At 50.8% G+C, this 25,570-nt stretch carries 31 protein-coding genes; 27 read left to right on the top strand and 4 right to left on the bottom strand.

Annotation, left to right across the window (positions count from 1 at the left end; genetic code table 11):
* Positions 1 to 20: 20 nt before the first annotated feature.
* Positions 21 to 290 carry a DUF2627 domain-containing protein gene (locus tag JOE45_RS06620; RefSeq protein WP_210020948.1) on the bottom strand — a complete coding sequence of 90 codons (270 nt, stop codon included), beginning with the start codon at positions 288 to 290 and terminating at the stop codon, positions 21 to 23.
* 153 nt (positions 291 to 443) lie between these two features.
* Between JOE45_RS06620 and lpdA the strand changes: the two genes are divergently transcribed.
* From lpdA to JOE45_RS06600, 4 genes are all read left to right on the top strand, one after another.
* Positions 444 to 1,865, top strand: coding sequence for a dihydrolipoyl dehydrogenase (gene lpdA, locus JOE45_RS06615; protein WP_210020949.1), 1,422 nt, complete (start codon positions 444 to 446; stop codon positions 1,863 to 1,865).
* 116 nt (positions 1,866 to 1,981) lie between these two features.
* On the top strand, positions 1,982 to 2,992 hold the full coding sequence (locus JOE45_RS06610) for a thiamine pyrophosphate-dependent dehydrogenase E1 component subunit alpha (RefSeq protein WP_210020950.1): 1,011 nt from the start codon (positions 1,982 to 1,984) through the stop codon (positions 2,990 to 2,992).
* Positions 2,993 to 2,996: 4 nt separating this feature from the next.
* Entirely contained in the window at positions 2,997 to 3,977 is a 981-nt protein-coding gene (locus JOE45_RS06605) for an alpha-ketoacid dehydrogenase subunit beta (protein WP_210020951.1), read from the top strand.
* Positions 3,978 to 4,048: 71 nt separating this feature from the next.
* Positions 4,049 to 5,401 carry a dihydrolipoamide acetyltransferase family protein gene (locus JOE45_RS06600; RefSeq protein ID WP_348632495.1) on the top strand — a complete coding sequence of 451 codons (1,353 nt, stop codon included), beginning with the start codon at positions 4,049 to 4,051 and terminating at the stop codon, positions 5,399 to 5,401.
* Between the two features lie 16 nt (positions 5,402 to 5,417).
* Here JOE45_RS06600 and prli42 read toward each other — a convergent pair whose 3' ends face one another.
* Positions 5,418 to 5,513 (bottom strand): stressosome-associated protein Prli42, encoded by a 96-nt coding sequence (gene prli42, locus JOE45_RS23455; protein ID WP_210020952.1) that lies wholly within the window; start codon positions 5,511 to 5,513, stop codon positions 5,418 to 5,420.
* A 71-nt stretch (positions 5,514 to 5,584) separates the two neighbouring features.
* Here prli42 and JOE45_RS06590 point away from each other — a divergent pair, with 71 nt between their 5' ends.
* The gene (locus tag JOE45_RS06590) at positions 5,585 to 6,724 is read left to right on the top strand and encodes a M20/M25/M40 family metallo-hydrolase (protein WP_210020953.1); all 1,140 of its coding nucleotides are present in this window, start codon (positions 5,585 to 5,587) and stop codon (positions 6,722 to 6,724) included.
* Positions 6,725 to 6,825: 101 nt separating this feature from the next.
* The gene (locus tag JOE45_RS06585; RefSeq protein ID WP_245247222.1) at positions 6,826 to 7,968 is read left to right on the top strand and encodes a DUF3866 family protein; all 1,143 of its coding nucleotides are present in this window, start codon (positions 6,826 to 6,828) and stop codon (positions 7,966 to 7,968) included.
* On the opposite strand, the gene mciZ is transcribed toward JOE45_RS06585, so the two are convergent.
* On the bottom strand, positions 7,935 to 8,120 hold the full coding sequence (gene mciZ, locus JOE45_RS24120; protein ID WP_210020955.1) for a Z-ring formation inhibitor MciZ: 186 nt from the start codon (positions 8,118 to 8,120) through the stop codon (positions 7,935 to 7,937). The genes JOE45_RS06585 and mciZ overlap by 34 nt on opposite strands.
* A gap of 155 nt (positions 8,121 to 8,275) precedes the next feature.
* On the opposite strand from mciZ, the gene JOE45_RS06575 reads away from it, so the two are divergent.
* The 19 genes from JOE45_RS06575 to sigF all read left to right on the top strand — a co-directional run bounded on the left by JOE45_RS06575 (position 8,276) and on the right by sigF (position 24,044).
* Entirely contained in the window at positions 8,276 to 8,839 is a 564-nt protein-coding gene (locus JOE45_RS06575) for an NUDIX hydrolase (RefSeq protein WP_210020956.1), read from the top strand.
* A 1-nt stretch (position 8,840) separates the two neighbouring features.
* Positions 8,841 to 10,022 (top strand): endonuclease Q family protein, encoded by a 1,182-nt coding sequence (locus tag JOE45_RS06570; protein WP_210020957.1) that lies wholly within the window; start codon positions 8,841 to 8,843, stop codon positions 10,020 to 10,022.
* 61 nt (positions 10,023 to 10,083) lie between these two features.
* Entirely contained in the window at positions 10,084 to 10,731 is a 648-nt protein-coding gene (gene spoIIM / locus JOE45_RS06565) for a stage II sporulation protein M (protein WP_210020958.1), read from the top strand.
* A 160-nt stretch (positions 10,732 to 10,891) separates the two neighbouring features.
* Positions 10,892 to 11,341 carry a ferric iron uptake transcriptional regulator gene (fur, locus tag JOE45_RS06560; protein WP_210020959.1) on the top strand — a complete coding sequence of 150 codons (450 nt, stop codon included), beginning with the start codon at positions 10,892 to 10,894 and terminating at the stop codon, positions 11,339 to 11,341.
* 122 nt (positions 11,342 to 11,463) lie between these two features.
* Positions 11,464 to 12,588: an alanine dehydrogenase gene (gene ald / locus JOE45_RS06555; protein WP_210020960.1), complete on the top strand. Its 1,125-nt coding sequence runs from the start codon at positions 11,464 to 11,466 to the stop codon at positions 12,586 to 12,588.
* A 58-nt stretch (positions 12,589 to 12,646) separates the two neighbouring features.
* Positions 12,647 to 12,889, top strand: coding sequence for a DUF4227 family protein (locus JOE45_RS06550; RefSeq protein ID WP_210020961.1), 243 nt, complete (start codon positions 12,647 to 12,649; stop codon positions 12,887 to 12,889).
* An 86-nt stretch (positions 12,890 to 12,975) separates the two neighbouring features.
* Positions 12,976 to 13,875, top strand: coding sequence for a site-specific tyrosine recombinase XerD (xerD, locus tag JOE45_RS06545; protein ID WP_210020962.1), 900 nt, complete (start codon positions 12,976 to 12,978; stop codon positions 13,873 to 13,875).
* 128 nt (positions 13,876 to 14,003) lie between these two features.
* On the top strand, positions 14,004 to 15,179 hold the full coding sequence (deoB, locus tag JOE45_RS06540; protein WP_210020963.1) for a phosphopentomutase: 1,176 nt from the start codon (positions 14,004 to 14,006) through the stop codon (positions 15,177 to 15,179).
* 32 nt (positions 15,180 to 15,211) lie between these two features.
* Positions 15,212 to 16,039 carry a purine-nucleoside phosphorylase gene (locus JOE45_RS06535; protein WP_210020964.1) on the top strand — a complete coding sequence of 276 codons (828 nt, stop codon included), beginning with the start codon at positions 15,212 to 15,214 and terminating at the stop codon, positions 16,037 to 16,039.
* Between the two features lie 43 nt (positions 16,040 to 16,082).
* Positions 16,083 to 16,934, top strand: a complete 852-nt coding sequence (locus JOE45_RS06530; protein WP_210020965.1) for a purine-nucleoside phosphorylase — start codon at positions 16,083 to 16,085, stop codon at positions 16,932 to 16,934.
* Positions 16,935 to 16,942: 8 nt separating this feature from the next.
* Positions 16,943 to 17,410, top strand: coding sequence for an SRPBCC family protein (locus JOE45_RS06525; RefSeq protein ID WP_210020966.1), 468 nt, complete (start codon positions 16,943 to 16,945; stop codon positions 17,408 to 17,410).
* 376 nt (positions 17,411 to 17,786) lie between these two features.
* Complete coding sequence (locus JOE45_RS06520) at positions 17,787 to 18,185, top strand: flagellar protein (RefSeq protein ID WP_245247221.1); 399 nt, start codon at positions 17,787 to 17,789, stop codon at positions 18,183 to 18,185.
* A 224-nt stretch (positions 18,186 to 18,409) separates the two neighbouring features.
* Entirely contained in the window at positions 18,410 to 18,787 is a 378-nt protein-coding gene (locus JOE45_RS06515; RefSeq protein WP_210020968.1) for a cupredoxin domain-containing protein, read from the top strand.
* A gap of 107 nt (positions 18,788 to 18,894) precedes the next feature.
* On the top strand, positions 18,895 to 20,226 hold the full coding sequence (locus JOE45_RS06510) for a pyrimidine-nucleoside phosphorylase (protein ID WP_210020969.1): 1,332 nt from the start codon (positions 18,895 to 18,897) through the stop codon (positions 20,224 to 20,226).
* 143 nt (positions 20,227 to 20,369) lie between these two features.
* The gene (locus JOE45_RS06505; protein WP_210020970.1) at positions 20,370 to 20,873 is read left to right on the top strand and encodes a YhcN/YlaJ family sporulation lipoprotein; all 504 of its coding nucleotides are present in this window, start codon (positions 20,370 to 20,372) and stop codon (positions 20,871 to 20,873) included.
* A 227-nt stretch (positions 20,874 to 21,100) separates the two neighbouring features.
* Complete coding sequence (locus JOE45_RS06500) at positions 21,101 to 22,279, top strand: D-alanyl-D-alanine carboxypeptidase family protein (RefSeq protein ID WP_210020971.1); 1,179 nt, start codon at positions 21,101 to 21,103, stop codon at positions 22,277 to 22,279.
* Between the two features lie 200 nt (positions 22,280 to 22,479).
* Positions 22,480 to 22,833 carry an anti-sigma F factor antagonist gene (gene spoIIAA / locus JOE45_RS06495; protein ID WP_210020972.1) on the top strand — a complete coding sequence of 118 codons (354 nt, stop codon included), beginning with the start codon at positions 22,480 to 22,482 and terminating at the stop codon, positions 22,831 to 22,833.
* The gene (gene spoIIAB, locus JOE45_RS06490) at positions 22,830 to 23,276 is read left to right on the top strand and encodes an anti-sigma F factor (RefSeq protein WP_210020973.1); all 447 of its coding nucleotides are present in this window, start codon (positions 22,830 to 22,832) and stop codon (positions 23,274 to 23,276) included. Before spoIIAA ends, spoIIAB begins: the two co-directional genes overlap by 4 nt.
* Before the next feature lie 12 nt (positions 23,277 to 23,288).
* Positions 23,289 to 24,044: an RNA polymerase sporulation sigma factor SigF gene (gene sigF / locus JOE45_RS06485; RefSeq protein ID WP_210020974.1), complete on the top strand. Its 756-nt coding sequence runs from the start codon at positions 23,289 to 23,291 to the stop codon at positions 24,042 to 24,044.
* 52 nt (positions 24,045 to 24,096) lie between these two features.
* Here the strand turns inward: sigF and JOE45_RS06480 are convergent, their stop codons facing one another.
* Entirely contained in the window at positions 24,097 to 24,306 is a 210-nt protein-coding gene (locus tag JOE45_RS06480; RefSeq protein ID WP_210020975.1) for a DUF378 domain-containing protein, read from the bottom strand.
* 190 nt (positions 24,307 to 24,496) lie between these two features.
* Between JOE45_RS06480 and JOE45_RS06475 the strand changes: the two genes are divergently transcribed.
* The gene (locus JOE45_RS06475) at positions 24,497 to 25,153 is read left to right on the top strand and encodes a stage V sporulation protein AA (protein ID WP_210020976.1); all 657 of its coding nucleotides are present in this window, start codon (positions 24,497 to 24,499) and stop codon (positions 25,151 to 25,153) included.
* Positions 25,140 to 25,562: a stage V sporulation protein AB gene (locus tag JOE45_RS06470; RefSeq protein WP_348632588.1), complete on the top strand. Its 423-nt coding sequence runs from the start codon at positions 25,140 to 25,142 to the stop codon at positions 25,560 to 25,562. Before JOE45_RS06475 ends, JOE45_RS06470 begins: the two co-directional genes overlap by 14 nt.
* Positions 25,563 to 25,570 lie beyond the last annotated feature (8 nt).

Raw genomic sequence — 25,570 nt, 5'->3', positions numbered from 1 at the left:
AAAGGGAGAGCCTTGTGCGGCTATCCCTTTTTACGTTTTTCCCGAAATCTGGGGGCGACATAATTGTGCTTGCGATCGCGAAAAAAAATCCATCCCCCTATAAAGGCGACTCCAGCCGCGAATAGAATAAGTCCGAGAATCATCTTTCCCCAAAGGACGCCTGGATCGGCGACAGTTTGATCGAATTGGGCAAACCAAGCGTCCTTTATGGCAAGAAATCCGTAGGTCGCCATTAGACCTGGAATAACCAAAAGCAGCATAGCTATAAATCGGTAAATGGTGACTTTCATGGGCGGCTCCTTCTTTTATCCCTGCATAACTCTTCTTTTCATCTAACGTTACCACAATTTCAACTACAATTCATGCCATTTCACAAATTGGACTATATTTCTTCGACCGAATATGGTAAAAATATAAGAATCATAGTTTCGGAGGGAAAGATAATGACGCATGCTTTTGATATCGTGATCCTCGGCGGAGGCATCGGTGGATACTCGGCGGCGATTCGCGCTGCCCAACTCGGGAAGAATGTGGCCATCGTCGAACAAGACAGGCTCGGCGGAACCTGTCTGCACCGAGGTTGTATTCCGAGCAAGGCGCTACTAAGAAGCGCAGAAGTATACGCTATGATGAAGGAAAGCGAGAAATTCGGGATTGAGGCGGACGAGGTCCGTGTCGATTTTGGTAAAGTAAGCTCCCGCAAAAACAGAATCGTCGAGCAGCTCCATAACGGGCTTCAATATTTAATGAAAAAAAATAAAATTACCGTATTTCCGGGGAAAGGCAGAATCATCGGTCCTTCTATCTTTTCTCCGCGGAGCGGGAGTGTATCTGTGGAGCAGGTGGACGGAGAGATCTTGACGCTGGTGCCGGAGAAGCTGATCATTGCCACCGGCTCTCGTCCGCGAAGCCTCCCGGGCTTGGAGACGGATGGGAACCGCGTGCTAAACAGCGACGAAGCTCTTCGGCTGGAGAAGCTTCCCGCATCTGCGATCATTATCGGCGGCGGTGTCATCGGAGTGGAGTGGGCATCCATGCTCTGCGATTTCGGTGTTCAGGTTACCGTTGTAGAATATGCACCTAGGCTGCTGCCGGCGGAAGACGAAGATGTATCCCGTGAGCTTGAACGTTTACTTAAAAAACGTGGAGTGACCGTAAGAACCGGCGCAAAAGTAATTGTGGATACGCTGGAGAAAAGCGATTCAGGTGTACAGCTAACCGTTGAGCATAAGGAAGCGCAGCATACGCTGGAAGCGGAGATTGCGCTTGTGTGCGTGGGGCGTCAGGCTAACCTTGAAGGAATTGGCCTGGAAAATACCGACGTGAATGTAGAAAATGGTTATATTCGAGTAAACGATATGATGCAAACGGCGGAGCTGCATATTTATGCAGTAGGCGATTGTATCGGCGGTTTGCAGCTTGCCCATACGGCAGGTCACGAAGGAATCGCCGCGGCCGAGCATAGCTGTGGACATACACCTCATCATTATGCTCCCCACCAGATCGCCCGCTGTGTGTATACGCGTCCCGAAACGGCGAGCATTGGGTTTACGGAGCAGCAGGCGAAGGAACGAGGCCATCAGATTAAGACATCGAAGGTGCACTTTAAAGCTCTTGGCAAAGCGCTTGTATACGGAGAAAGTGACGGCTTTGTAAAGGTGGTTGCTGATTCAGCAACGAATGATATACTGGGTGTACACATGATCGGACCTCATGTCACCGATATGATCTCGGAGGCGGCGCTGGCGCAGCTGCTCGAAGCTACGCCGTGGGAAGTGGGGCAAACCATTTATCCGCACCCGACCTTGTCGGAAATATTGGGCGATGCGATGCTGGCTGTAGACGGAAGGGCAATTAGTGTATAAGGCAGCACGAATATTCAAATTGTGTTCATAAACCAAACGGTTTATAATATATATAGTGTCAAGTACTAGCACCTGGTAATAATATTAGGTGTGAATGATAAGGAGGCGTCTGCCCCATGTCCATCGGACAAATAACAAAACATCGACAGCTTGGCTTGACTGACGATCAAGTCATCGAGATGTACACATATATGCTGAAGGCCCGAATATTTGACGAGCGAGGATTTATTCTGCAGCGTTCCGGCAAGATTGCGTTCCACGTATCCGGAATTGGACAAGAGACGGCACAGGTGGCTGCCGCATACGCGCTGCAAAAAGGGAAGGACTATTTTCTTCCTTACTACCGCGATTATGGCTTCGTTCTGACCGTCGGGATGACGCTGAGGGAGCTGATGCTTTCGGTCTTCGCCAAGGCGGAGGATCCGAACAGCGGCGGCAGGCAAATGCCGGGGCATTTCAGCCATAAGAAGCTGAACATTGTTACCGGATCAAGCCCGGTAACGACACAGGTTCCGCATGCAGTAGGATTTGCGTTGGCCTCTAAGATGAAGCGCCAAAACTTTGTATCGTTCGTTACCTTTGGGGATGGCTCCAGTAATCAGGGTGATTTCCACGAAGGTTGTAATTTTGCAGGCGTACATAAGCTGCCTGTCATTTTCATGTGCGAGAACAATCAGTATGCGATATCGACTCCGCTTCACAAACAGACGGCGGGAAGTATTGCGGAACGAGCTGTCGGTTACGGATTTCCGGGAGTGAAGGTCGACGGTCGCGATCCGTTAGAGGTGTACCGGGTGGTTAAGGAAGCGCGCGAGAGGGCATTGCGAGGCGAAGGACCAACACTGATTGAAGCGGATATGTACCGTATCCCTCCGCACTCCACTTCAGATAACGATTTGCTTTATAGGACCAAGGAAGAAGTCGAAGCAAACCGTTCTAAGGACGGGCTCTTGGTGTTTAGACAGTATTTGATCGATTGTGGTATATGGAGTGAAGAACGGGAAGCCGAGCTGGCGGAGCAGATTAAGGCGGAGCTGATCGAGGCGACGAATTACGCCGAGCAAGCGCCGTTTCCGAAGCCGGAAGATACGCTGCGGCATGTGTATGCCGAGCCAGGGGAGGAGTAACGTCGTGGCCGTCATTACCTATTTGGAAGCCATTCGTACGGCAATGAAAGAAGAAATGGAACGGGACGAGGATGTATTCGTCCTCGGTGAGGATGTAGGAAAGGGAGGCGTCATGAACGCGACCAAAGGTCTGCGGGACCAATTCGGAGAAGAACGCGTGATGGACACACCTCTTGCCGAATCAGCCATTGCAGGTGTTGCTATTGGGGCGGCGATGTATGGCATGAAGCCCGTAGCGGAGATGCAGTACGCGGACTTTATGTTCCCGGCGACGAACCAGATCGTCAGTGAGGCGGCTCTGATCCGCTACCGATCCAATAACGATTGGAACTGTCCGGTTGTTATCCGAGCTCCTTATGGAGCGACGGGAGGAGGAGCCCTGTACCATTCTCAATGCCCGGAATCCGTATTCTTCGGCATTCCCGGATTGAAGATCGTGGCTCCATCCAATCCTTACGATGCCAAAGGGCTGCTTAAGGCGGCCATTCGTGACGCGGATCCGGTTCTTTATTTCGAGCATAAAAAATGCTACTTGGGCGTCACGGGCGAAGTCCCGGAAGAGGATTACATTGTGCCGATCGGTAAAGCTGATGTGAAGCGGGAAGGCACTGATATTACTGTTATTAGCTACGGCTTAACCGTACAATATGCACTGAGAGCGGCCGAAGAGTTGGCAAAAGAAGGCATCAGCGCGCATATTTTGGATTTGCGCACCCTTCAGCCGCTCGACAAAGAAGCGATTCTCAAAGCAGCGAGCAAGACCGGCAAGGTGCTGATTATTCATGAGGACAATAAAACGGGCGGCGTCGGAGCGGAAGTGTCTGCGATCATCGCGGAAGAGCTTCTGTTCGAGCTCGATGCGCCGATTGTGCGGCTGTGTGCGCCCGACGTGCCGGCTGTAGGAATGAATCCGCCGATGGAGAAGTTTTTCCTCCTGAACGCGGATAAAATTATGGAAGCCATGCGTAAGCTGGCATTGTTCTAAGGCAGCGAACCTTTGAAGCTGACTTATATAGCCGGCCACCAGGCCGGCGTTTTCTTAGGAGGTTGTGCAGCGTGAAAGAGAACATCAAGGGGACCGAGGTTACGGTTCCTCATTTAGCAGAGAGTCTAGTTTCGGCAACGGTCGGCAAATGGCTCAAACAGCCTGGGGATTACATTGAGCAGTACGATGTGCTTTGTGAGCTGATTACGGATAAAGTGACGGTAGAGATGCCTTCGCCGATTGAGGGCAGGCTCGTTCGCCTGCTGGTAGATGACGGGGCTACGGCTGCCGTAGGCGAAGCGATCTGCATTATTGAAGAACCGCAGCAAGCGGCTGCTGGCGCGGCGGGACATGGCGGTCAGCAACCAGAACAGCTGCTAAGCACCTCGTCTCGTCCCTCTGCGGAAGCAGGGAATACAGGGATGGGAAGCCGTTTCTCTCCAGCGGTCCTGAAGCTGGCGGCGGAGAACGGCATTTCCCTAAGCGATATTCAGGGAACAGGCTTAGGCGGCCGTATTACGAGAAAAGACGTTGAAGCGTTCGTGGCTTCAGGGACTGCTGCCAGATCAGGTTGGTCCAAGCAGGCGGCAAATGCGAACATGGCGGCAGCAACGGCAGGCGTATTCATTCCAGAGCCTCCGAAAGTGTCGGTTCGATCGACGGGTATTCATTTATCGGAAACCCCGCCTTTAGCAAAAATCGAGGTCGAAGGACATCCGGAAGGCCGTGGAGAATATTTGATTGATGTGACTCCGATCCGTAATACGATTGCGAGCCGCATGCGTCAGAGCGTCACGGAAATCCCGCACGCATGGACGATGATCGAAGTGGATGTCACCAATCTGGTACTTCTTCGCAGCAAGCTGAAGGATGAGTTCATGAAGCAGGAAGGCATCAATCTGACTTATCTTGCATTTCTGCTTAAGGCCGTTGTGAGTGCGATCAAGGACTATCCGATTATGAACTCGGTTTGGGCCGTAGATAAGATTATCGTTAAGAGGGATATCAATATTTCTCTAGCTGTAGGGACTGAGGATTTTGTGGTTACGCCGGTGATCAAGAAGGCCGATCAAAAAAACATTGCCGGCCTCGCCCGGGAAATCGATGATTTGACCCGGAGAGGGAGAGCCGGCAAGCTGTCGCTTAGCGATTTAGAGGGTGGTACGTTCACAGTGAACAACACGGGTTCGTTCGGATCAATTCTTTCGTATCCGATTATCAACTATCCGCAGGCTGCCATCCTAACCTTCGAGTCCATCGTGAAAAAGCCGGTTGTGATTCAGGACATGATCGCTGTTCGTTCGATGGTCAACCTGTGCTTGTCCCTCGATCATCGCATTCTGGACGGGGTAATCTGCGGAAGGTTCCTGCAGCGTGTTAAGGAAAATCTGGAAGGGTTCAACCAGGATACGAAGCTTTACTAAAGCAGAGCTTTTCCTTTTAAAGCAGCATTCCTACCGTAAAGAGCAGGGTAGATAGCAGCATGGATGCGATCATCACATAAATGATAATTTTGAAAATGAGTTTGTTCTGCACAAGATTTCAACTCCTATTCGTGGGAATACTATAATGATATTGTAACTCATGCATACATTGGAGGAAAGCTCATGATTGAACAAAATCGATTAGTGGCCGAATTTATCGAGCTAATCCAGGTGGACAGCGAAACGCGTCACGAGCAGGAAATCAGCCGGGTGCTAAAAGATAAGTTCACGGCGCTCGGTCTTAAAGTAGAAGAAGACGATACGGCAGCCAAGACGGGGCATGGCTCGGGCAACCTGATTTGTACGCTTCCGGCCTCGCCCGGCAAGGCTGCTGCTGCGAAGCTGTTCTTCACCTCGCATATGGATACCGTCACTCCGGGTAAAAGCATTAAGCCGCAAATCGGTGATGACGGGTACATCCGCAGCGACGGTACAACGATTCTCGGCAGCGATGATAAAGCGGGATTGGCTGCGATGCTCGAAGCCATCCGCGTGCTGAAGGACAACCAAATCGAGCATGGCCAAATCCAATTCATCATTACGGCCGGAGAAGAATCGGGCTTGCTTGGTTCCCGGGCGATGGATGCCAAATGGATGGATGCGGACTTCGGCTATGCGCTCGATTCGAACGGCGATATCGGGGCCATTGCCGTAGCCGCTCCGACGCAAGCCAAAGTAAACATGACCTTCTGGGGCCGTTCCGCGCATGCGGGCGTTAATCCTGAGGACGGGGTCAGCGCGATTACGGTGGCAAGCAAAGCGATTTCTCGTATGCCGTTAGGCCGCATCGACAAAGAAACGACGGCTAACATCGGCCGCTTTGAAGGCGGTGTGGACGGCGCTACGAACATCGTTGTGGAGCGGGTTCGATTGGAAGGCGAGGCACGCAGCATCACGCAGGAGAAAATGCACGCTCAGGTGGAAAAGATGCGCAAAGCGTGCGAGGAAGCGGCAGGCGAGATGGGCGCGAAGCTGGACTTTCAAAGCGAGGTCATCTATCCCGCCTATATGTATGACGAATCGGCGCCGGTCGTGAAGCTGGCGATGAAGGCGCTCGGCGAATGCGGATGCACACCGCACACCTTCCACTCCGGCGGCGGCAGCGACGCTAACATGTTCAACGGCATGGGGATTCCGACCGTTAACTTGGCGATCGGGTATCTGGACATTCATACAACTAAAGAACGCATTGCGGTCAAGGATTTAGTCAAGACCTCCGAAGTTGTGGTCAAGATTATACAGGAAGTCGCGAAAGGTTCTTAAATCCTCATCGGCAAAACCACTTGCATGAACCATCATGCAAGTGGTTTTTTTTCTTTGCTCCGTACGTAAATTGTATAGAGAGGGGTGGTCGAGTGGCTTTGATGATGATGAAAGGCGTTGTTACGATAGCGGATTGTAACGGAGCATCCGGAACCGGTCAAGTGCAGATCGTTCAAGTATTGCAGTCCGATGGGGCGACGGCTCGGGCTATTCATGATCTGACCGTCTTTCCCAAGCTTGTCGTTGGGGATACGGTGTTGATGAATACGACCGCAGAATCGCTCGGGCTGGGTACAGGCGGATACCATTTCATCCATGCGATTCTGGAGAAGCACAGTGTTTCGGCTGCCGCCGCTTTATCAGGAGAGGGTCACATTATGAAGCTGCGCTACACATCGCTTCAGCGAGCGGTGCTTGCGGCGGAAGAGCCAGACAGTCCGCACCATAAAACACTGGCTGGACGTAGGACATTGGAGAGAATGCCGGTGCTAATTGGGGAGCTTCACAGCATGCTGCCTGCGGCGGTATGTTGGCTGCGTCAGCTTGCGGAGGAAACGCAGCGCGGTGTGCGAGAACTGAGGATTGCGTATATTATGACGGACGGCGGAGCGCTTCCGCTCTCCATCAGCCGACATGCAGCCAGACTGAGCGAGCTGGGTTGGCTAGCGGGGACCGTCACCTATGGTCATGCTTACGGCGGAGATCTCGAAACCGTAAATAAATTCACAGCTCTGCTTGCGGCTAGACACGTACTCCATTGCGACATCGCCATCGTGATTATGGGCCCCGGCATCGTAGGTACCGGTACTATATACGGCTGCAGCGGTCTTGAAGTCGGAGAGCTCATCAATGCCGTACACGCGCTCAAGGGTGTGCCCGTTATCATCCCGCGAATCAGCTTTGCCGATCCTAGGGAGCGCCATCGGGGCATCAGCCATCACACGCTGACGGCACTAACAGACGCTGCCTTGACGCCGTGCTCCCTCAACCTGCCGTTGATCCCCTCAACAAGGGAGTCCATGCTGCTAATGCGGCAGTCGCAGCAGTATGAGCTAGGCCGCTTGCACCGTCTTCAGTGGATGACTGCTCCTGCTGCGGGTGAAATGGAAGCCGCGCTGAAGCCCTATGGGGAGCCGATTACTTCGATGGGAAGGGGATTAGCAGACGATCCGGCATTTTTTGCAGCCGTGTGCTGTGCAGCTTCGGCAGCCTACCGGCAATATCTGAAAGGGCGGGGCTGCTGAGCTTGTCCTTTAGCGTTGGTCAGGCTCCCTTCCAGGAATGAGGCTAAAGAAACGTCGGCAGAGACGCGGCCCAGCGTCATTTTCAAATATTCACGAACCTCCCAAGCCTTGCCTACTAGACGTAGCTGACGATCGGCAGAATAAGTTTTCATAGGTTATTCCCCCAAGCTTTTGATAGGTTGATATATTTCAACTTATGCAAGAGAGGAAGCGGTTATGACTTACTAATGGCAGAGTGAATTCATGGTATAATAAAATAATGTCTTCATAACTAAAATACCCATATGGTAAAGAAAGGAATCCGATCATGAGCCAAGTTCATCATAAAAAATTCGAAGAAGTTACTCTCTCCACTCAGCCTATTTTCCAAGGGAAAATCATTTCGCTTCAAGTGGATACCGTCAAGCTGCCGAACGGCAGCGAGGCCACCCGTGAAATTATCAAGCACCCCGGAGCAGTAGCCGTTCTCGCGCTCACCCCGGACGACCGCATGCTTGTCGTGGAACAATACCGCAAACCGCTCGAAAAAAGCCAGATCGAAATACCGGCAGGCAAATTGGATCCGGGCGAGGAACCTGAGCGCTGCGCACGGCGGGAGCTGGTGGAAGAGACAGGCTACACTTGCGGCTCGCTGCGTCACCTTAGTTCATTCTATACGTCCCCCGGCTTTGCCGATGAGCTCCTTCACTTGTATGTTGCTGAAGACCTGACCAAAGGAGAGGCGCAGCCGGACGAGGATGAATTCCTTGAAATCGAAGCGATTACTCTGGAACAAGCTCAACAGTATATGGCGGAGGGACGAATCAGCGACGCCAAAACGATCATGGCGGTATACGCTTGGCAGATATATAAGCTGACAGGGAAGTTCTGACATGACGCTTCAGGCTTATTACGCAGACCTGCATATCCATATCGGAAGAACGGAAGCAGGAGAAGCCGTCAAGATCAGCGCGGCGAACAACCTGACGTTTTATAACATTGCAAAGGAAGCCTCCGAGCATAAAGGCATCGATATCGTCGGTATCATTGATTGTCATTCCCCAGGTGTGCAGCGTGAGATGCAGCATTATTTGGAGCGGGGGGACATGGAGGAGCTTAGCGGAGGAGGCATCCAATATCACAACACGACTGTCCTGTTAGGCTGTGAAATCGAAGTTCGGGATCCAGGCATGGGAACAGCCCACCTGATCGCGTATTTACCCAAGCTCAGCGATATGCAGCATTTTACGGAATGGCTCCGCCAATACATGAAGAACGTCCAGCTCAGCTCTCAGCGCATTTATGTCACGGCCCGCGAGCTTCAGCGAGAGGTCATCGACCGGGGAGGTCTGATGGTGCCCGCTCACATTTTCACCCCGCATAAAAGCATATACGGCAGCTGCTCTACACGAATGGAGCATTTGCTCGATTTAGACGGCATCGCAGCCGTAGAGCTGGGCTTAAGTGCGGATTCGGTCATGGCGGGCTATATCAGTGAGTTGGATCACTACACGTTTCTGACCAACTCCGACGCGCATTCTTTACCCAAAATCGCCCGTGAATATAACAAACTGGCACTGGAGCGACCTACCTTTGAAGAATTGCGTAAGGCTTTGGCTGGGGAAAACGGACGAAGGGTGCTCGCGAACTATGGTTTGAATCCGCGTCTCGGCAAATACCATCGAACATACTGCGGAAGCTGCAGCTGCATTCTGGACGAACAAGACGCGGTCGCCACGGAGCGATGTCTGTACTGCGGCAGCACGAAGATTGTGAGCGGGGTCATGGACCGTATTCTGGATATTGCGGATCGGGAGGAGCCTGTAATGCCCGCTGAGCGGCCGACGTATTATTACCAGGTTCCGCTCGAGTATATTCCCGGCCTAGGCCCTAAGACGCTACGCCGATTGCTCACCCGTTTCGGCACGGAGATGAATATGCTGCACCGGGCTTCTTACGAGGAGCTTGCTGAAGCTGCGGGCGAGACCATTGCCCGCTATTTGACGGAGGCGCGGACTGGGACCCTTGAGCTCACAGCGGGCGGAGGGGGCAAATACGGGAAGGTGAAGATCTGAAGTCATATTGGGGGGAGCCCCTTCATATGCTCTAGTAATCGGACAAGGGGGGCATGGCAGCATGATGCGGAGCCGAACGCTGGAGCAATATATGAAGGAGCACCTGTCGCTGTATATTTTTGTTGGAGTTATATTCGTAAGCGGAGTCGTTTTTGGTGCCGTTATGGTGAACGCCTTGTCGTTGGAACAGAATCAGGAGATAACAAGGTATCTAGGCAGCTTTTTTTCCTCCGTGAATCAAGGCGGATTAGAGGGAGAGGTTGCAGGCTCCATGAAGGAGTCCTTCGCCATGCATATCAAATGGGTGCTGATCATCTGGATTCTCGGGTTGTCCGTGATCGGGCTGCCTCTCATACTCATACTTGATTTTTTGAAGGGCGTACTGATCGGGTTTACGGTTGGTTATATGGTGGGTGCGCTTTCGTGGAAAGGGCTGCTGTTCGCGCTGGTGTCGGTCGTTCCGCAGAATTTGGTTGTGATTCCGCTGCTGATCATATGCAGTGTCTCTGCGATGTCGTTCTCCATTCACCTCGTGAAGAATCGCTTTATCAGCCGAAAAGACCCCCTCTATGAGCCTTTCATGCGGCTTTCCGGCACGATTCTCGCTTCCGCGGTATTACTGTTCGGAGTAGCCTTGTTCGAAGCACATGTTTCTCCCGTCATGATGAAATGGGTTACGCCGATGCTCATCACAATGCCTGCCTCTTAAGCAGTGGCTAAAAGGTTTGACTTTCCTGCGTTTGACCTCCTATAATGTAAGCATAAGCAACCTATAGTAAATGCTTACGATGATGGTTTTGTTGCAACAAAACCTAATGCATTTGCTTATGAAGAAGGTTTTGCTGTGCAAAACCCGTAGGGGGAAAAGCATGGAATCTCGCATTGAAAAGATAAAGCAGCAGCTGCAATCGCAAGGCTACAAGCTGACGCCGCAGCGGGAAGCAACCGTCAGGGTTCTGCTTGAGAACGAGGAAGACCATCTGAGCGCGGAAGATGTGTTCATGCTCGTGAAAGATAAAGCGCCGGAGATCGGCCTTGCTACGGTATACCGAACGTTGGAATTGCTCAGTGAGCTGCATGTGCTCGAGAAGATGAATTTTGGAGACGGTGTGGCCCGATACGATCTGCGTAACGACAGTACTCATCATCATCATCACCATTTAATTTGCGTGCAGTGCGGGGCCGTGGACGAAATCATGGAGGATTGGCTTGGGATGCTGGAGGAACGGCTTGAGCAGGAGTTCCGCTTTCAAGTGCTGGATCACCGGCTTGATTTCCAAGGCATCTGTCACCGCTGCAGGGATAAGAACAAAACCTGAACCTGAAACCTTCGGTTTGAGCTCCACTCAAACTCGAAGGTTTTTTGCATCCTTTACATATTCACTTCATTATAGCGAATCCTATTACATACGCTTTCTTTGATGAGGGAGGAGAATGACAGATGATCATCGGCATACCAAAGGAAATCAAGAGCAACGAAAATCGGGTAGCGTTGACTCCTGGGGGCGCTGCGATGTTGATGGCGGCAGGTCATACCGTTCTCGTGGAGGCTGGAGCGGGGACCGGCAGCGGCTTCAGCGACGAGGATTATGCGAAGGAAGGCGGTGTCATCCTTCCGACAGCGGCTGAGGTTTGGGCAAGGTCAGAAATGATCATGAAGGTGAAGGAGCCGCTGCCTCAGGAGTTCGGTTATTTTCGGGAAGGGTTAACGCTCTTTACCTATTTGCATTTGGCGGCCGAACAGCTCCTGACCGAAGCGCTCGTCCGCAGTAAGGTGACGAGTATCGCCTACGAAACGATACAACTGCCAAGTGGCACCCTGCCGCTGCTCATGCCGATGAGCGAAGTGGCTGGCCGGATGTCTGTTCAAGTCGGAGCTCAGTTTCTGGAGCAATTCTATGGAGGCCGCGGTATTCTGCTCGGAGGCGTTCCCGGGGTGCCGCCAGCAGATGTCATTATTCTGGGCGGAGGGATCGTCGGAACCAATGCTGCCAAGATGGCTCTTGGGCTTGGAGCTAACGTCGTTGTGATCGAGAGAAGCGCAGATCGGCTTCGCTACCTTGACGATGTGTTTCACGGACGGATTCGAACGCTCATGTCCAATCCTTATAATATCGCCAATGCGGTGCAAAAGGCGGATCTACTGATCGGCGCCGTCCTGATCCCTGGCGCGAAAGCGCCAAAGCTGGTTACAGAAGAGATGGTGATGCAGATGAAGCCGGGAGCCGTCATTGTCGATGTGGCCGTCGATCAGGGTGGTTCCATCGCGACCGTGGACCGGGTGACTACACACAGCCAGCCGACATACGAGAAGCACGGCGTCATTCATTACGCCGTTGCGAATATGCCTGGAGCCGTGCCGCGTACCTCTACGCTCGCTTTAACCAATGTAACGATCTCGTATGCTTTGGAGCTGGCCGGCAAGGGGGTAATTCGGGCTCTATACGGTAATCCGCCGCTTAAACACGGTGTGAACACGTATAAGGGTCACGTAACTCACAGCGCTGTTGCGGAGGCGGTCGGCATACCTTTTACCGGCCTGGATACGCTTTTACCGATCAGTTAATGCACATAATTCGGCCTGAAAGATCATAGTCTTCTAGAGAAAGGGGAGAGTACAGGCTATGATCTTTCATTTTCATATCCGGAAGTGGATGGGCCGTATGAGATTCTTGCTTTTGTTTGTGGTGTTTACCTTTGCGATGTATCATATGCTGCTGATGGTAACTCGTTTTATAGAACCCATGCCCAAAAACACAGAGCCGGCGGGGAGCGCGGTGAAGGTGTTTCAAAGTGAGAATGCGTCCGAATCCCCAAAGGTCAGTATGGGCGAGCGATTAAAGCTTTTTTATTGGATCGGCGAATAAAATTGGGTTGACGAGGCAGGAAATCCCCCCTTTTTGTTGAATTTATTAAATAACCGCTGGACAATACAAAAGGGGATCAGGCTCTCATGAAAAACGATTTGGAATCGTTTATCCGATTTTTATCCGAAGAACGAGGCTTAGCCCAAAATACACTGGACTCATATGAACGCGATTTGTCGCAATATATAGTTTTTTTGGAGGAATCAGGCGTTTATTCGCTGCGGGACAGCGGGAAGGTGAACATTACCGGTTATCTGCTCAGGTTGAAACAAAAGGGGCGAGCTACGGCGACGCTCTCTCGGAATATGGTGTCTATCCGTGCGTTATATCAGTATATGGTGAAAGTGCGGAGGATGGAGAGCGATCCTTCGATGCACATGGAGACGCCGAAGCTGGAGAAGCGCATCCCTAAGGTGTTATCCGTTTCCGAGATGGAGAGGCTGCTGGAATCACCGCTGACGTCAACGCCGAACGGGATGCGAGACAAAGCGATGCTTGAGGTGCTTTATGCTACAGGTATCCGTGTGTCAGAGCTCATCTCGCTTGATGTCGACAGCGTGAACCTAACGGTTGGCTTTATTCGCTGTATAGGCAAAGCCGGCAAGGAGAGAATCGTTCCGCTTGGCGGTATCGCTTCCCAATACGTAACGGAATATATCGACACGATGCGTCCAAAGCTGCTGAAGCAGTCCAAGTCGGAAGAAGCGCTGTTTATCAATCACTTGGGTACGCGGATCACGAGGCAGGGCTTCTGGAAAATTATTAAACGCTACGCCTTGGAATCGAATATCCAGATGGAAATTACACCGCATACGCTCCGTCACTCGTTCGCTGCTCATTTGCTGGAGAACGGGGCTGATCTGCGTTCCGTTCAAGAAATGCTCGGCCATGCAGATATATCCACTACACAAATTTATACCCAAGTGGGCCGCGGCAAAATAAAAGACGTTTACAATCGCACCCACCCCAGAGCCAAAATCAAATAATGGCAGATTGGCCCGCCTTTCGCGTGAACGGAAGACGGGTTGTTTCATTAGATCGTTTTTGCAAAAAACAATCCGGTTTGCGATAATAACCATAAGCTTATCATCTGAAAAAGAGAGGTGGGGCAGGTTTGAAATATAAACGCATAGCAGTGATTGTGCTGGACAGCGTGGGTATCGGCGAGCTTCCCGATGCAGCGCGCTTTGGAGATACGGGTTCTCATACCTTAGGGCATATTGCGGAGCGGGTGCCTTCGCTGAGATTGCCCCACATGCAGCAGTTGGGGTTAGGGAACATCGTATCCTTGCAAAGGATTCCTCCAGTGGAGCAGCCGGCAGGTTATTACGGGAAAATGGCCGAAGTGTCGGTCGGTAAGGATACGATGACAGGGCATTGGGAAATCATGGGACTGAAGGTCGATATCCCCTTTAACGTGTTTCCTGACGGATTTCCGGCAGAGCTGATCGAACGCTTTGAGAAAGAAACCGGCCGTAAGGTGCTCGGTAATAAACCGGCTTCAGGCACGGAGATTTTGGATGAGCTTGGCGCTGAGCAGATGGCTACGGGCGCATGGATCCTTTACACCTCGGCGGACAGCGTACTGCAGCTGGCGGCGCATGAAGAGATCATACCTCTGGAGGAGCTGTACAGCGGCTGCGAAATTGCCAGGCGCTTGACACTGGAGGAACCCTATGCTGTCGGTCGCGTCATCGCTCGTCCGTACATAGGGAAGCCCGGCGCATTCACTCGCACGTCAAACCGGCACGATTATGCTGTTAAGCCGCCTGCGCCGACCGTGATGAACCTGCTTAAGGATGCAGGACTCGATTCGATCTCCGTAGGCAAAATAAACGACATTTTTTCCGGGGAAGGCATTACCGAATCCAATCCGACCAAGAGCAATCTGGACGGTATTCACATAACGATGGAGAAGCTGTCGCAGCCTTTCGAAGGGCTGTTGTTTACGAATCTTGTCGATTTCGATTCGTTGTACGGGCACCGGAGAGATCCGGAGGGATATGCGAAGGCGCTAAACGAATTCGATGATTGGCTGCCGAAGCTGATGGAGCGGATCGGCGAGGACGATTTATTAATTTTGACGGCGGATCATGGTAACGATCCGGTTCATCCTGGGACAGACCATACCCGTGAATATGTTCCTCTGCTGGTGTACAATCCGGCTTTTCAAGCGGCAGGATCGCTAGGTATCCGTCATACATTCGCTGATATCGCGGCCACCATTGCAGATAATTTTGAAGTCACCCCTGTAAGAAACGGAACAAGCTTTTTACGCGAATTACAATAAATGAATAGGATGAGAAAGGAGCGCGATGAATCATGGTACAAAACCCATTGATGCAAAATATGAAGGAAGCTGCGGAATATATTCGCGGGAAATATCCTGTTCAGCCTGAAATCGGTCTGGTGCTCGGCTCTGGGCTTGGTGTGCTCGCCGATTTGGTTGAGGATGCTGTCGTGATTCCATACGAGGATATCCCGCATTTTCCAGTATCCACGGTGGAGGGACATGCAGGTGAGCTGCTGCTCGGCACGGTCTCTGGGCGTCATGTCCTGCTGATGAAAGGACGCTTTCACATGTATGAAGGCTATGGCGTGGAGACGGTTTCGTTCCCTGTCCGCGTCATGAAAGAGCTAGGTGTTGAAACTCTGCTTGTTACCAATGCCGCAGGCGGTATTAATACCTCTTATGAGGTCGGCGATTTGATGCTGATCAAGGATCATATTAACTTTACGTTCCGCAACCCGCTGATCGGCCCCAACCACAACGAGATGGGCGTCCGCTTCCCGGATATGTCGGAGGCCTACAGCCGACGTTTGCGCGAGGTGGCAAAGACGGTCGCGACTGAGCAAGGATTAAAGCTTCAAGAAGGCGTATATATCGGCCTGTTAGGACCTTCCTATGAAACACCGGCGGAAATCCGGATGATGCGCACGTTAGGTGCAGACGCTGTAGGTATGTCTACGGTAGCTGAAGTGCTGGTCGCTCGCCATGCAGGAATCGAAGTGCTAGGTTTCTCCTGCATCAGCAATATGGCGGCAGGCATTCTGGATCAGCCGCTGTCGCACCAAGAAGTGATGGAAACGACGGAGCGGGTGAAGCAAAAGTTCTTGCAGCTCATCTTGAGCATTATTCCGCGCCTGTAGCATTCGATCTGCGTTTGACAATCGAAAGGAGAGGGTGAAAGCAATGGAACCTTATTATGTACAGCACATTCAGGAGTCTGCTCAGTGGATCAGCGATCGTATCGATCGTCGGCCGCTCGATATCGGTCTTGTTCTCGGTTCCGGTCTCGGAGACATGGCAGCTCAAGTGGAAGATGCCGTCACGATTCCTTACGATCGTATCCCGCATTTCCCGGTGTCAACGGTGGAAGGACATGCGGGCCAGTTCGTCATCGGCAAGCTGGAAGGCAAATCAGTCATCGTTATGCAAGGGCGATTTCATTATTATGAAGGCTACTCGATGAAAAAAGTCGTGTTTCCGATCTACGTCATGAAGCAGCTCGGGGTTCGTTCTTTGGTTATCACCAATGCTGCGGGAGGAATGAACAAGGGCTTCCAAGCCGGTGATTTAATGCTCATCTCCGATCATTTGAATATGACCGGAGATAACCCGCTCATCGGAATTAACCGTCCCGAGCTGGGGCCTCGCTTTCCGGATATGTCACAGGCCTACAGTCGTGAATACCGCGTTTTGGCTAAGCGAATTGCAGAACGAATGGGGCAGGAACGCGAAGAAATGGTCCGGCTTCAGGAAGGCGTCTATGCCGGTATCAGCGGACCGAATTATTTGCCTCCAGCAGAGCTGACGATGCTTGCACAGCTCGGAGGTGATGCGATCGGTATGTCCACGGTGGGCGAGGTCATCGCAGCCAGCCATACGGGACTTAAAGTGCTGGGAATCTCCTGCATCACTGACATGGCGATCGGAGAAGAGCTCGAGCCGCTTACCCATGAGCAGGTGGTCGCCGTAGCGAACCGGACGAAGCCCGTGTTCATAGAGCTGGTCAAACAGTTTGTGCGGGAAGTCACCGTATAGATGATGCAATGCCAGTGATTAAAACTGAACTTTACATTAACGCACCCATTGAGGTCTGCTTTGATCTAGCGAGGAGCATAGACATTCATGCAGAGTCCACCTCACAGACGAAGGAAATTGCTGTAGGGGGGGTTACAAGCGGTCTCATCGAATTGGGACAGTCGGTTACTTGGGAAGCTGTCCATTTTGGTATAAAACAGCGTTTGACGGCCAAGATTACAGAATTTGAGCGTCCCTATTACTTTGTAGATGAAATGGTTGAAGGAGCATTCAAAAGCTTTAGACACATACACCAATTTACTGCTACCGGCCAAGGAGTATTGATGATGGATGTGTTCGACTATGTATCTCCGCTTGGATGGATAGGAAAGCTGGCTGATAAGCTTTTTTTAGAAAGATATATGAGGGATTTTTTGACAAAGCGTAATCGATATATGAAGCAGGTAGCGGAGCAGAGTCAGAGCAGGGATGGCTAGACCTTTTTGCTTCTCCCCGAAAAAAAGTGTTCCCCGAGATACCATGGGGAACACTTTTTTTTAGATTACTTCGATTTTTTTGCACCCTTATCGCTTGTTCTAGTCGTTGTATTTTGATTGGCATGGCCTTGTTGTTTAGCGCACATCCGGCACACCTCCCTTGCAAGGATGTTATGCAGCCTTCATATTATTGCTTTCTTCTGTACGTTTATGCGATTCATAAGACCTATATTAGGTTAAGAAATCTTAATAAAAAATGTCTATTCCGGTTAGGTCGTTTGTGCTACAATTAGGAGTATGGAACTACTTGATTCTATGTTTAAACCCATAGATGCACAAGTTTGATCTCAACAGAAGGGTGTGGCATAACGTGACAATGTTGAAGGTTGCCAACTGTCCGAAATGCGGTAAGGTATTTCAAAAAAACGTAAGAAACCTTTGCCAGGATTGCATGAAAACGGTGGATCACGGTTATGACCTGTGCGACGGATTTCTGCGGAGCCATCCGAAAGCGACGACAGATGAACTTCATCAAGTTACCGGAGTAACCCAGACCGAGATCATATCGTTTATTAAGAACAACAGGCTGCCTGTAAGTATTTATCCGAATTTAACTTACCCCTGCAATTCTTGCAGTGCGCCGATTCGTCAGCAACATTTGTGCAGCTCTTGCCGTATCCGTATTATCTCGGATATCCATCAGTTGAAGGAGCAAGAGGCTAAGCTTCAAGAACGCAGCGGGTTTCAGATACGTGAGCGATTCAGTAGAACATAACGCTAGATCACTCTGTCCGTGGGCAGAGTTTTTTGTCATTGGTGTTTTGTTGCCAGAAAGGTTTTATGCTAAAATGGCTTAGGGCATAATAGCTTAGGACGCATATTACCCGAATTTGTCACAAATTTTTCACCTGTTCGTCATCAAAGGGCATGTGTAAACCGCGTGTATTTTGTACAATAAGAATATACGTCTTTACGGCTAAAAGTAAGGGGGGAATACCTATGCAAAAGTGGGCAATGTTTTCACTAATTATCGTCGCTTGTCTCCTCGGTGCGGGAGTGCTGTTCCAGGATATCTCGGCACGTCAGGCGGAGATGGCGCAGCAAGAAGCGGCTGGTCCGCAGCTGAGGTTCGTTGCTACGAACTATCAGTTTGATCAAGCGGAGTATACCGTGAAAGCTGGCGAGAAAGTGACCGTTTCGTTGGTAAACAAGGAAGGTCTGCATGCGATGGAAATCGTAGGCACCAGCGTGAAACTTGACAACAACACGAAGACCATGGAAATCACGTTCGACAAACCGGGCGAGTATCAGGTTCATTGTTCGTTGCCATGCGGTCCAGGCCATGCAGAGATGATAACAAAGCTGATCGTTCAATAACGACTGCACAAGGAAGCCGGAGAGAGATCTTCTCTCGGCTTCCTTTTCTTTTTGCCCTGCGGCGCATATAATACTTGTAATATTGTGGAATGCGAGGTGCGGTAGGCGTGAGAACAGTCGACATTATACATAAGAAAAGGGACGGCGGCGAGCTGACAACGGAAGAGCTCGATTTCTTAATTGAAGGCTACACTCGGGGGGATATACCGGATTACCAAATGTCCGCATGGGCCATGGCGGTGTTCTTTAACGGAATGACGGCGCGGGAGACGGCTGATCTTACCATGGCGATGGTCCGCTCGGGCGACCAAGTGAATTTGAGCTCGATCCCCGGCATCAAGGTCGATAAGCATAGTACCGGCGGCGTCGGCGATACGACAACATTGATTCTTGCGCCGTTGGTAGCGGCCGCGGGCATACCGGTAGCTAAGATGTCGGGGCGGGGGCTCGGGCACACCGGAGGAACGATTGATAAGCTGGAGTCGATTCCAGGCTTTGAAGTAGAGCGCACAAAAGAACAGTTTCTATGCCAGGTAAGGGACATCGGACTTGCCGTTGTGGGTCAATCCGGCAATATGACACCGGCGGATAAGAAGCTGTACGGGCTGCGTGATGTAACAGCAACGGTGGAGTCCATACCACTGATAGCGAGCTCTATTATGAGCAAGAAAATGGCCTCAGGCGCAGACGCAATCGTATTGGATGTGAAGACAGGCCGGGGAGCGTTCATGAAATCACTGGACGATTCTATTCGTCTGGCTCAGGCGATGGTGGATATTGGTACGGAGGTTGGTCGAGAGACGGTCGCGATCATCACCAATATGGATGAACCGCTCGGTCCGTCTATCGGCAATGCTATCGAAGTGCAAGAGGCCATAGAGACGCTGAAAGGGCAGGGACCTGCTGAGCTGACGGAGCTTTGTCTGGAGCTTGCGACGCATATGATCCTTCTCGGAGGCAAGGCGCAGAACGAAACGGAAGCGAAGCAGTTGGTTGCCGGACTGCTGACGAACGGCGAGGCGCTGGCTAAGCTGAAGCAGTTGATAGAGGCGCAGGGCGGCGATGCCGGGATTACTGATAACCCTGAGCGATTGCCTGGGGCAGCGTATCGTGTGCTCGTACCTTCCCCGGCTGGAGGCAGCGTTGCCGGGATTGATACGGAGGGGCTGGGAGTCACAGCCATGCTGCTCGGCGCAGGGCGCGCCACCAAGGATGACCCTATCGATTTGGCGGTCGGCATCAAGCTGTTCAAGCGGGTGGGTGATACCGTAGTAGCGGGAGAGCCGCTCGCGGAGCTGTATTTAAACCGCGATGTGCCGGCAGAGACGGCACGCATGCGGGAGAGTATAACTGCCGCATTCACCATTACGGAAGCTCCGGCTTCGAAATTAAAGCTGATCTATGCCGTGGTCACTAATAACGGCGTGCGCTATATGTAGTAATCATGCAACTCGAGCTGACAAAAGCTCGAGTTTTTTATGCGGAACTTCATGGTTAGTAACCTTGCTTTATATGCATGCCTTTGGACTGGATTAAGCATACTAATTAACGAGTCTACCCAAGGGAGGTTATAGAAACAAATATGATGAAAACTCGACCCAAAAAGCTAAGCGCTACCGGTATAGTTCTATGCTGCCTGCTAACACTTACTGTCGGTTGTACGAATCCGCAGCAAGGACAAGGCAATGGGCAGCAGGTTCAGCAGCAAGCTGCGCCTAACCAATCTTTTCGTCCCATGAGTGAGACGGAAGAGAGAGTTGAAATCGCCGATCAGGCGGCAAGCAAAATTGTTTCCGAGGTGCCAAGTATCAAATCGGCGAATGTGTTAGTGACCCGCCGCAACGCTTATGTTGCTGCTGTGCTGGAGAATAGCCAAGCCCAAATGACACAGGAAGTCGAAAATCAGATCGCAGAGAAGGTACGGGCGACCGATGCAAACATCCAGAACGTGTACGTCTCGGTTAACCCCGATTTTGTAGGCCGGGTAAACAGCTACGTGAACGATGTGCAGGCGGGCAGACCGATATCGGGCTTTGTGAAGGAATTTTCCGAAATGGTTCGAAGAATTTTTCCTAACGCAAGGTAACCTGAGAGATTCAGAAGGGATTTCCCAAACGAAGCTAGAGCATTCAAAGCGGATGCTTTGGACTTGTACGCATGAAGGAGATCAGCCGCAACGTTGCTTTATGAGGCGCATGTACTCGCATGCGCCTGCTCTATTTTTGCCGATGTGGAATATTTTGTCTGATAATGGTCAATAATTATTAACAGTACTTTAAACTTGAGCTTCCGTCAGGAGGGGTAGAACTGGTTATGATCAGCAAAGTTTTCAAACTAGGATTATCCATTCAGCTTTTGCTTCTTCTTATACTACCTGCTGCAATGGCAGAGGAAAGCAAAGCTAACCAGCCGATTGATCTGGCGCCGAATTCGACCTCTGCCGTAGTCATCGATGCGGATACCGGGACCGTCATTTTTGAGAAAAATAAAGATGCCAAACTGCCCCCGGCCAGTATCACTAAAATTATGACCATGCTGCTGGTTATGGAGGCATTGGATCAAGGTAAAATCAAGATGGACGAGAAAGTGCGCACCAGCGAATACGCAGCCTCGATGGGCGGATCGCAAATTTTCTTAGAGCCGGGAGAGGAAATGACGGTCGAAGACATGCTGAAAGGCATAGCAATGGCTTCCGGCAACGACGCTTCAGTGGCTGTTGCTGAAAAGATATCCGGTTCCGAGGAAGCGTTTGTTCGGATGATGAATGAGCGCGCAGAGCAGCTTGGCATGAAAAGTACCCATTTTGTCAATCCGAACGGTCTGCCAGCACAAAACCATTATTCATCGGCTTACGATATTGCGCTGATGTCCAAAGAACTGCTGAAGCATGAAGAAATCACTAAATTTACAGGCCTTTATCAGGACTATCTGAGAAAAGAAACGCCCAAACCATTCTGGCTGGTCAATACGAACAAACTGGTTCGCTTTTACAGCGGTGCAGATGGGCTTAAAACCGGGTATACAAGCGAGGCGAAATTCTGTCTGTCGGCTACAGCCAAAAGAGAGAATCTTCGTGTCATCTCAGTTGTCATGGGGGAACCTAACACCAAGACACGCAATGCGGAGGTCACGAGGCTGTTCGATTACGCCTTCTCCCAGTTTACAAATCTCCCGATATACAGAACCGGTGACACAATGGGAGAAATGAAAGTAGGCAAGGGCGAGGTTCCTGTCGTTCCTCTGACGGCCAAGCAACCCTACAGTGTCCTGCTCAAGAAAGGTGATGCCGGCAGCGGTATTCGCCATGAGGTGCAGTTATTGCCTGACTTGAAGGCGCCGCTCGCTCTCGGTCAGCCTATTGGTAAGCTCGTCGTGTATAAAGATGATCAGGTACTTACCGAGTTCACGCTGGAATCGCCCGTCGAGGTGAAGAAAGCCGGCTTGTGGACGTTAACGAAGCGGACAGCCAAACGCATGCTCTTCCTGGATTGAAGCGCTAAGTTATCATGCTAACATTTACTGACACCATGAGTCCCCGCAGATGAAAATCTCTGACGGGGACTTTGTTTACTTCGCGCCGTTTGTCGCAATTTTTCTAGTTCTGACGGATTTCTTCTAGTTTTGTCGGGGGTGCAGGAAATGCTTTCCTCTACGTAGAAAAGAGTGGGCATAGAAGGGAAGGAGTGAGCAGTTTGAGTTTGAGAATCGAACTTGAACATTATCGCAAGACGCTGATCGTACGGCTTCACGGCGAGCTTGACCATCATACGGCAGATACCGTGAAAACGAAGATGGAAGATGCGATCCTTAGGGGCAACAGCAGCCATATCATTTTAAGCTTGAAGGATCTGACCTTCATGGACAGTTCAGGACTCGGAGTCATTCTGGGGCGGTATAAGCTGATTACGGCTAAAGGCGGAAAAATGGTTGTATGTGACGTAAATCCGTCCGTTTACCGTCTTCTTGAGATGTCGGGCTTATTCAAAATTTTGTCCATCCAGGATAACGAAAGAAAAGCGATTCAAAGTTTGGAGGTCGTATCATGAGTGAACGGAACTTTATGACGCTGCAGTTTGCAAGCCGCTCTGAGAACGAATCGTTCGCACGCGTAACCGTTGCCGCATTCGTATCTCAGCTCGATCCGACCCTGAATGAGCTAACCGACATCAAAACCGTCGTTTCCGAGGCCGTTACCAATTCCATTATCCACGGATACGATAATCGTCCGGATGGCGTGGTGACCATTTCCACACAAATCGAAGGGGATACCATTTTTATTATGGTGGAGGACCAAGGAGCGGGGATTGAGGATCTAGATCTGGCTAAGCAGCCGCTGTATACCTCCAAACCGGAGCTGGAACGCTCGGGCATGGGCTTTACGATCATGGAAAATTTTATGGATGAGATTGAGGTCACTACCGCACTTGGCACAGGCACCACCATCAGAATGAAGAAGCGAATTGAATCGAAAAAAGCTTTATTCAATTAGGGGTCTGATCTTATGGATGTGGATTTGAAGCACGCCTCTCACAGTTATTTGGACGATGCCGAAGTCAAGCGCTTGATCGCGTTAAGCCAATCGGGAGATACGCTGGCCAGAGAAACGCTGGTGAACTGTAATATTCGACTCGTTTGGTCGGTCGTACAGCGGTTTCTAAACCGCGGCTACGAAGCCGAGGATTTATTCCAGATCGGCTGTATCGGGCTGTTGAAGTCTGTTGACAAGTTTGATCTTTCGTATGAAGTGAAGTTCTCAACTTACGCCGTGCCGATGATTATTGGAGAGATTCAGCGATTCCTGCGGGACGACGGTACGCTTAAGGTCAGCCGTTCGCTCAAGGAGTTGGCCAACAAAATCCGTAAAACCAAGGACGAGCTCTCCAAACGGAATGGCCGCTTGCCCACCATTAAGGAAGTGGCGGAGGAGCTCCAAATCTCTCCCGAGGATGTGGTTTTTGCCCAGGAGGCGAACAAGCCGCTGTCCTCAATCCACGAAACCGTCTTCGAGAATGATGGGGATCCAATCACGTTAATGGATCAAATTGCCGATGACGCGCAGGACAAGTGGTTCGATAAGCTTGCGCTGAATGAGGCGATCGTTTCTTTAAGCGAACGGGAGCGACTGATCGTGTATTTAAGATATTTCCGCGATCAGACGCAGTCGGAGGTCGCAGCCCGTCTCGGTATTTCACAAGTGCAGGTATCCCGGCTGGAGAAAAAAATACTGCAATCCATCAAGAACCAAATTGCGCAGTGAGAGAAAAGAGGATGAGCTTCGGCTCATCCTCTTTTCTTTTCTCCATAACCATTTATCGGGCCCTAACGTCATCCCTGAATAACAATCCAATGCAGTACAGACCTGCAAGACCAACCAACGTATACACAATGCGGCTAATTCCGGAAGACTCACGGTGAACGTCTCCACCTAGCATCGCCGTCACCAAGTCCCATTCAAACAACCCCACAAGCAGCCAGTTCAGCGCCCCGATGATGACGAGCGTTAAAGCGATTTTTGTCATGTCTATGACACCTTCCCTTGTGTTGAGAGTATATTCTTTGTTCTCACGCTTAATTTTTGTCAAAAGGAATTCCTTTATTCCAACCTAGCCAAGTTAATTTTTACCATTGCTTTACGTGTGTATGACATTGGCTTTTTATTCATACTAAGGCATAACAGACTAACTGCTTAATAAAGGGAGGAACCGCAAGATGCAGCGCGCTTCTGTTCCATCCCTGTATATACGATTGCGCAAAAAAATGCGAGTAAGTCGCGGCGAACCGGTATACTTGGGACAAATTGCACAATTGTTAACGGAGCCCGAATATGAACATAAGCTGCAAATGCTGGAACTGTACCGTCCTCATGAAAACGATGGGAGCGTCGTACTGGTCGATATGATGCTGATTGTCCGTAAAGTGAAGGAACTTTACCCTTCGATGCAAATCGAGCATTTTGGAGAGCCGCATGCCTTGATCGAGATCCATGGACGGACGAAGCCTCCAAGCGTGCTGCTGATCGTGCTCGTTTGGCTGCTGCTTTTTGTGGGATCGGGGTTGGCTATTATGAACTTTCATGCGGACGTAAGCATGGCGGAGGTCCATCAGCACATTTATAAGCTGCTCACCGGGAAGCAGACAGAGCATCCGCTGCTGCTGCAAATACCTTATTCCATTGGAATCGGTCTCGGGATGATTACGTTTTTCAACCATTTATTTAAGAAAAAATTCAATGAAGAACCGAGTCCGCTAGAAGTGGAGATGTTCATGTATCAAGAGAACGTCAATCAATATGTCATTACGGAAGAATACGGAAAGATCCAGGAAAAGAAACGTGAGGAGGGGGAGACTTCCCATCGAGATCCTTGACGTACTGCTTCTAAGTTTAATCGGAGTTGGCGGTGGCCTGGTGGTCGGCAGCGGTATGGTAGCGTTTTTGGTCGTGCTGGATGTCATTCCTAGGCTAGCCCAAGTCACCCGATCGTATAACCACATCCGATGGTATGAAACGGCCGTGATCATCGGTTCGTTGTTTTTTACTCTGACGGATTTTTTTGAATGGACTTACTTCTTATTTCCAATGGCAGCGGCATTGTTCGGTCTGTTTGCAGGAGGCTTTGTCGGGATGCTGGCCGCGGCGCTGACGGAAGTCATTAATGTGCTGCCGATTTTGGCCAAGCGGATTGGAATGGAGTCTTTCATGATTTGGCTTCTTATGGCGATGATTTTCGGTAAAGTTATCGGATCGCTCATGGACTGGCTGGGTGTGTTGAGGTGATCCGAATT

Origin of the sequence: Paenibacillus sp. PvR098 (assembly GCF_017833255.1) — a bacterium.
Classification (GTDB): domain Bacteria; phylum Bacillota; class Bacilli; order Paenibacillales; family NBRC-103111; genus Paenibacillus_G.
The sequence above is the reverse complement of the archived record's forward strand: the minus strand, read 5'-3'. Positions and strand labels throughout refer to the sequence as shown.

Excerpts from the sequence above, each read along its gene's own strand:
- JOE45_RS06610 (WP_210020950.1), top strand. The coding sequence starts at position 1,982 with ATGTCCATCGGACAAATAACAAAACATCGACAGCTTGGCTTGACTGAC.
- JOE45_RS06620 (WP_210020948.1), bottom strand. The coding sequence starts at position 290 with ATGAAAGTCACCATTTACCGATTTATAGCTATGCTGCTTTTGGTTATT.
- JOE45_RS06575 (WP_210020956.1), top strand. The coding sequence starts at position 8,276 with ATGAGCCAAGTTCATCATAAAAAATTCGAAGAAGTTACTCTCTCCACT.
- mciZ (WP_210020955.1), bottom strand. The coding sequence starts at position 8,120 with ATGAAAACTTATTCTGCCGATCGTCAGCTACGTCTAGTAGGCAAGGCT.
- JOE45_RS06570 (WP_210020957.1), top strand. The coding sequence starts at position 8,841 with ATGACGCTTCAGGCTTATTACGCAGACCTGCATATCCATATCGGAAGA.
- JOE45_RS06475 (WP_210020976.1), top strand. The coding sequence starts at position 24,497 with ATGCAGCGCGCTTCTGTTCCATCCCTGTATATACGATTGCGCAAAAAA.
- JOE45_RS06590 (WP_210020953.1), top strand. The coding sequence starts at position 5,585 with ATGATTGAACAAAATCGATTAGTGGCCGAATTTATCGAGCTAATCCAG.
- fur (WP_210020959.1), top strand. The coding sequence starts at position 10,892 with ATGGAATCTCGCATTGAAAAGATAAAGCAGCAGCTGCAATCGCAAGGC.
- spoIIM (WP_210020958.1), top strand. The coding sequence starts at position 10,084 with ATGATGCGGAGCCGAACGCTGGAGCAATATATGAAGGAGCACCTGTCG.
- JOE45_RS06480 (WP_210020975.1), bottom strand. The coding sequence starts at position 24,306 with ATGACAAAAATCGCTTTAACGCTCGTCATCATCGGGGCGCTGAACTGG.
- JOE45_RS06520 (WP_245247221.1), top strand. The coding sequence starts at position 17,787 with ATGTTGAAGGTTGCCAACTGTCCGAAATGCGGTAAGGTATTTCAAAAA.
- JOE45_RS06515 (WP_210020968.1), top strand. The coding sequence starts at position 18,410 with ATGCAAAAGTGGGCAATGTTTTCACTAATTATCGTCGCTTGTCTCCTC.
- JOE45_RS06530 (WP_210020965.1), top strand. The coding sequence starts at position 16,083 with ATGGAACCTTATTATGTACAGCACATTCAGGAGTCTGCTCAGTGGATC.
- spoIIAB (WP_210020973.1), top strand. The coding sequence starts at position 22,830 with ATGAGTGAACGGAACTTTATGACGCTGCAGTTTGCAAGCCGCTCTGAG.
- JOE45_RS06525 (WP_210020966.1), top strand. The coding sequence starts at position 16,943 with ATGCCAGTGATTAAAACTGAACTTTACATTAACGCACCCATTGAGGTC.
- JOE45_RS06535 (WP_210020964.1), top strand. The coding sequence starts at position 15,212 with ATGGTACAAAACCCATTGATGCAAAATATGAAGGAAGCTGCGGAATAT.
- JOE45_RS06500 (WP_210020971.1), top strand. The coding sequence starts at position 21,101 with ATGATCAGCAAAGTTTTCAAACTAGGATTATCCATTCAGCTTTTGCTT.
- lpdA (WP_210020949.1), top strand. The coding sequence starts at position 444 with ATGACGCATGCTTTTGATATCGTGATCCTCGGCGGAGGCATCGGTGGA.
- xerD (WP_210020962.1), top strand. The coding sequence starts at position 12,976 with ATGAAAAACGATTTGGAATCGTTTATCCGATTTTTATCCGAAGAACGA.
- ald (WP_210020960.1), top strand. The coding sequence starts at position 11,464 with ATGATCATCGGCATACCAAAGGAAATCAAGAGCAACGAAAATCGGGTA.
- JOE45_RS06505 (WP_210020970.1), top strand. The coding sequence starts at position 20,370 with ATGATGAAAACTCGACCCAAAAAGCTAAGCGCTACCGGTATAGTTCTA.
- JOE45_RS06585 (WP_245247222.1), top strand. The coding sequence starts at position 6,826 with ATGATGATGAAAGGCGTTGTTACGATAGCGGATTGTAACGGAGCATCC.
- JOE45_RS06550 (WP_210020961.1), top strand. The coding sequence starts at position 12,647 with ATGATCTTTCATTTTCATATCCGGAAGTGGATGGGCCGTATGAGATTC.
- sigF (WP_210020974.1), top strand. The coding sequence starts at position 23,289 with ATGGATGTGGATTTGAAGCACGCCTCTCACAGTTATTTGGACGATGCC.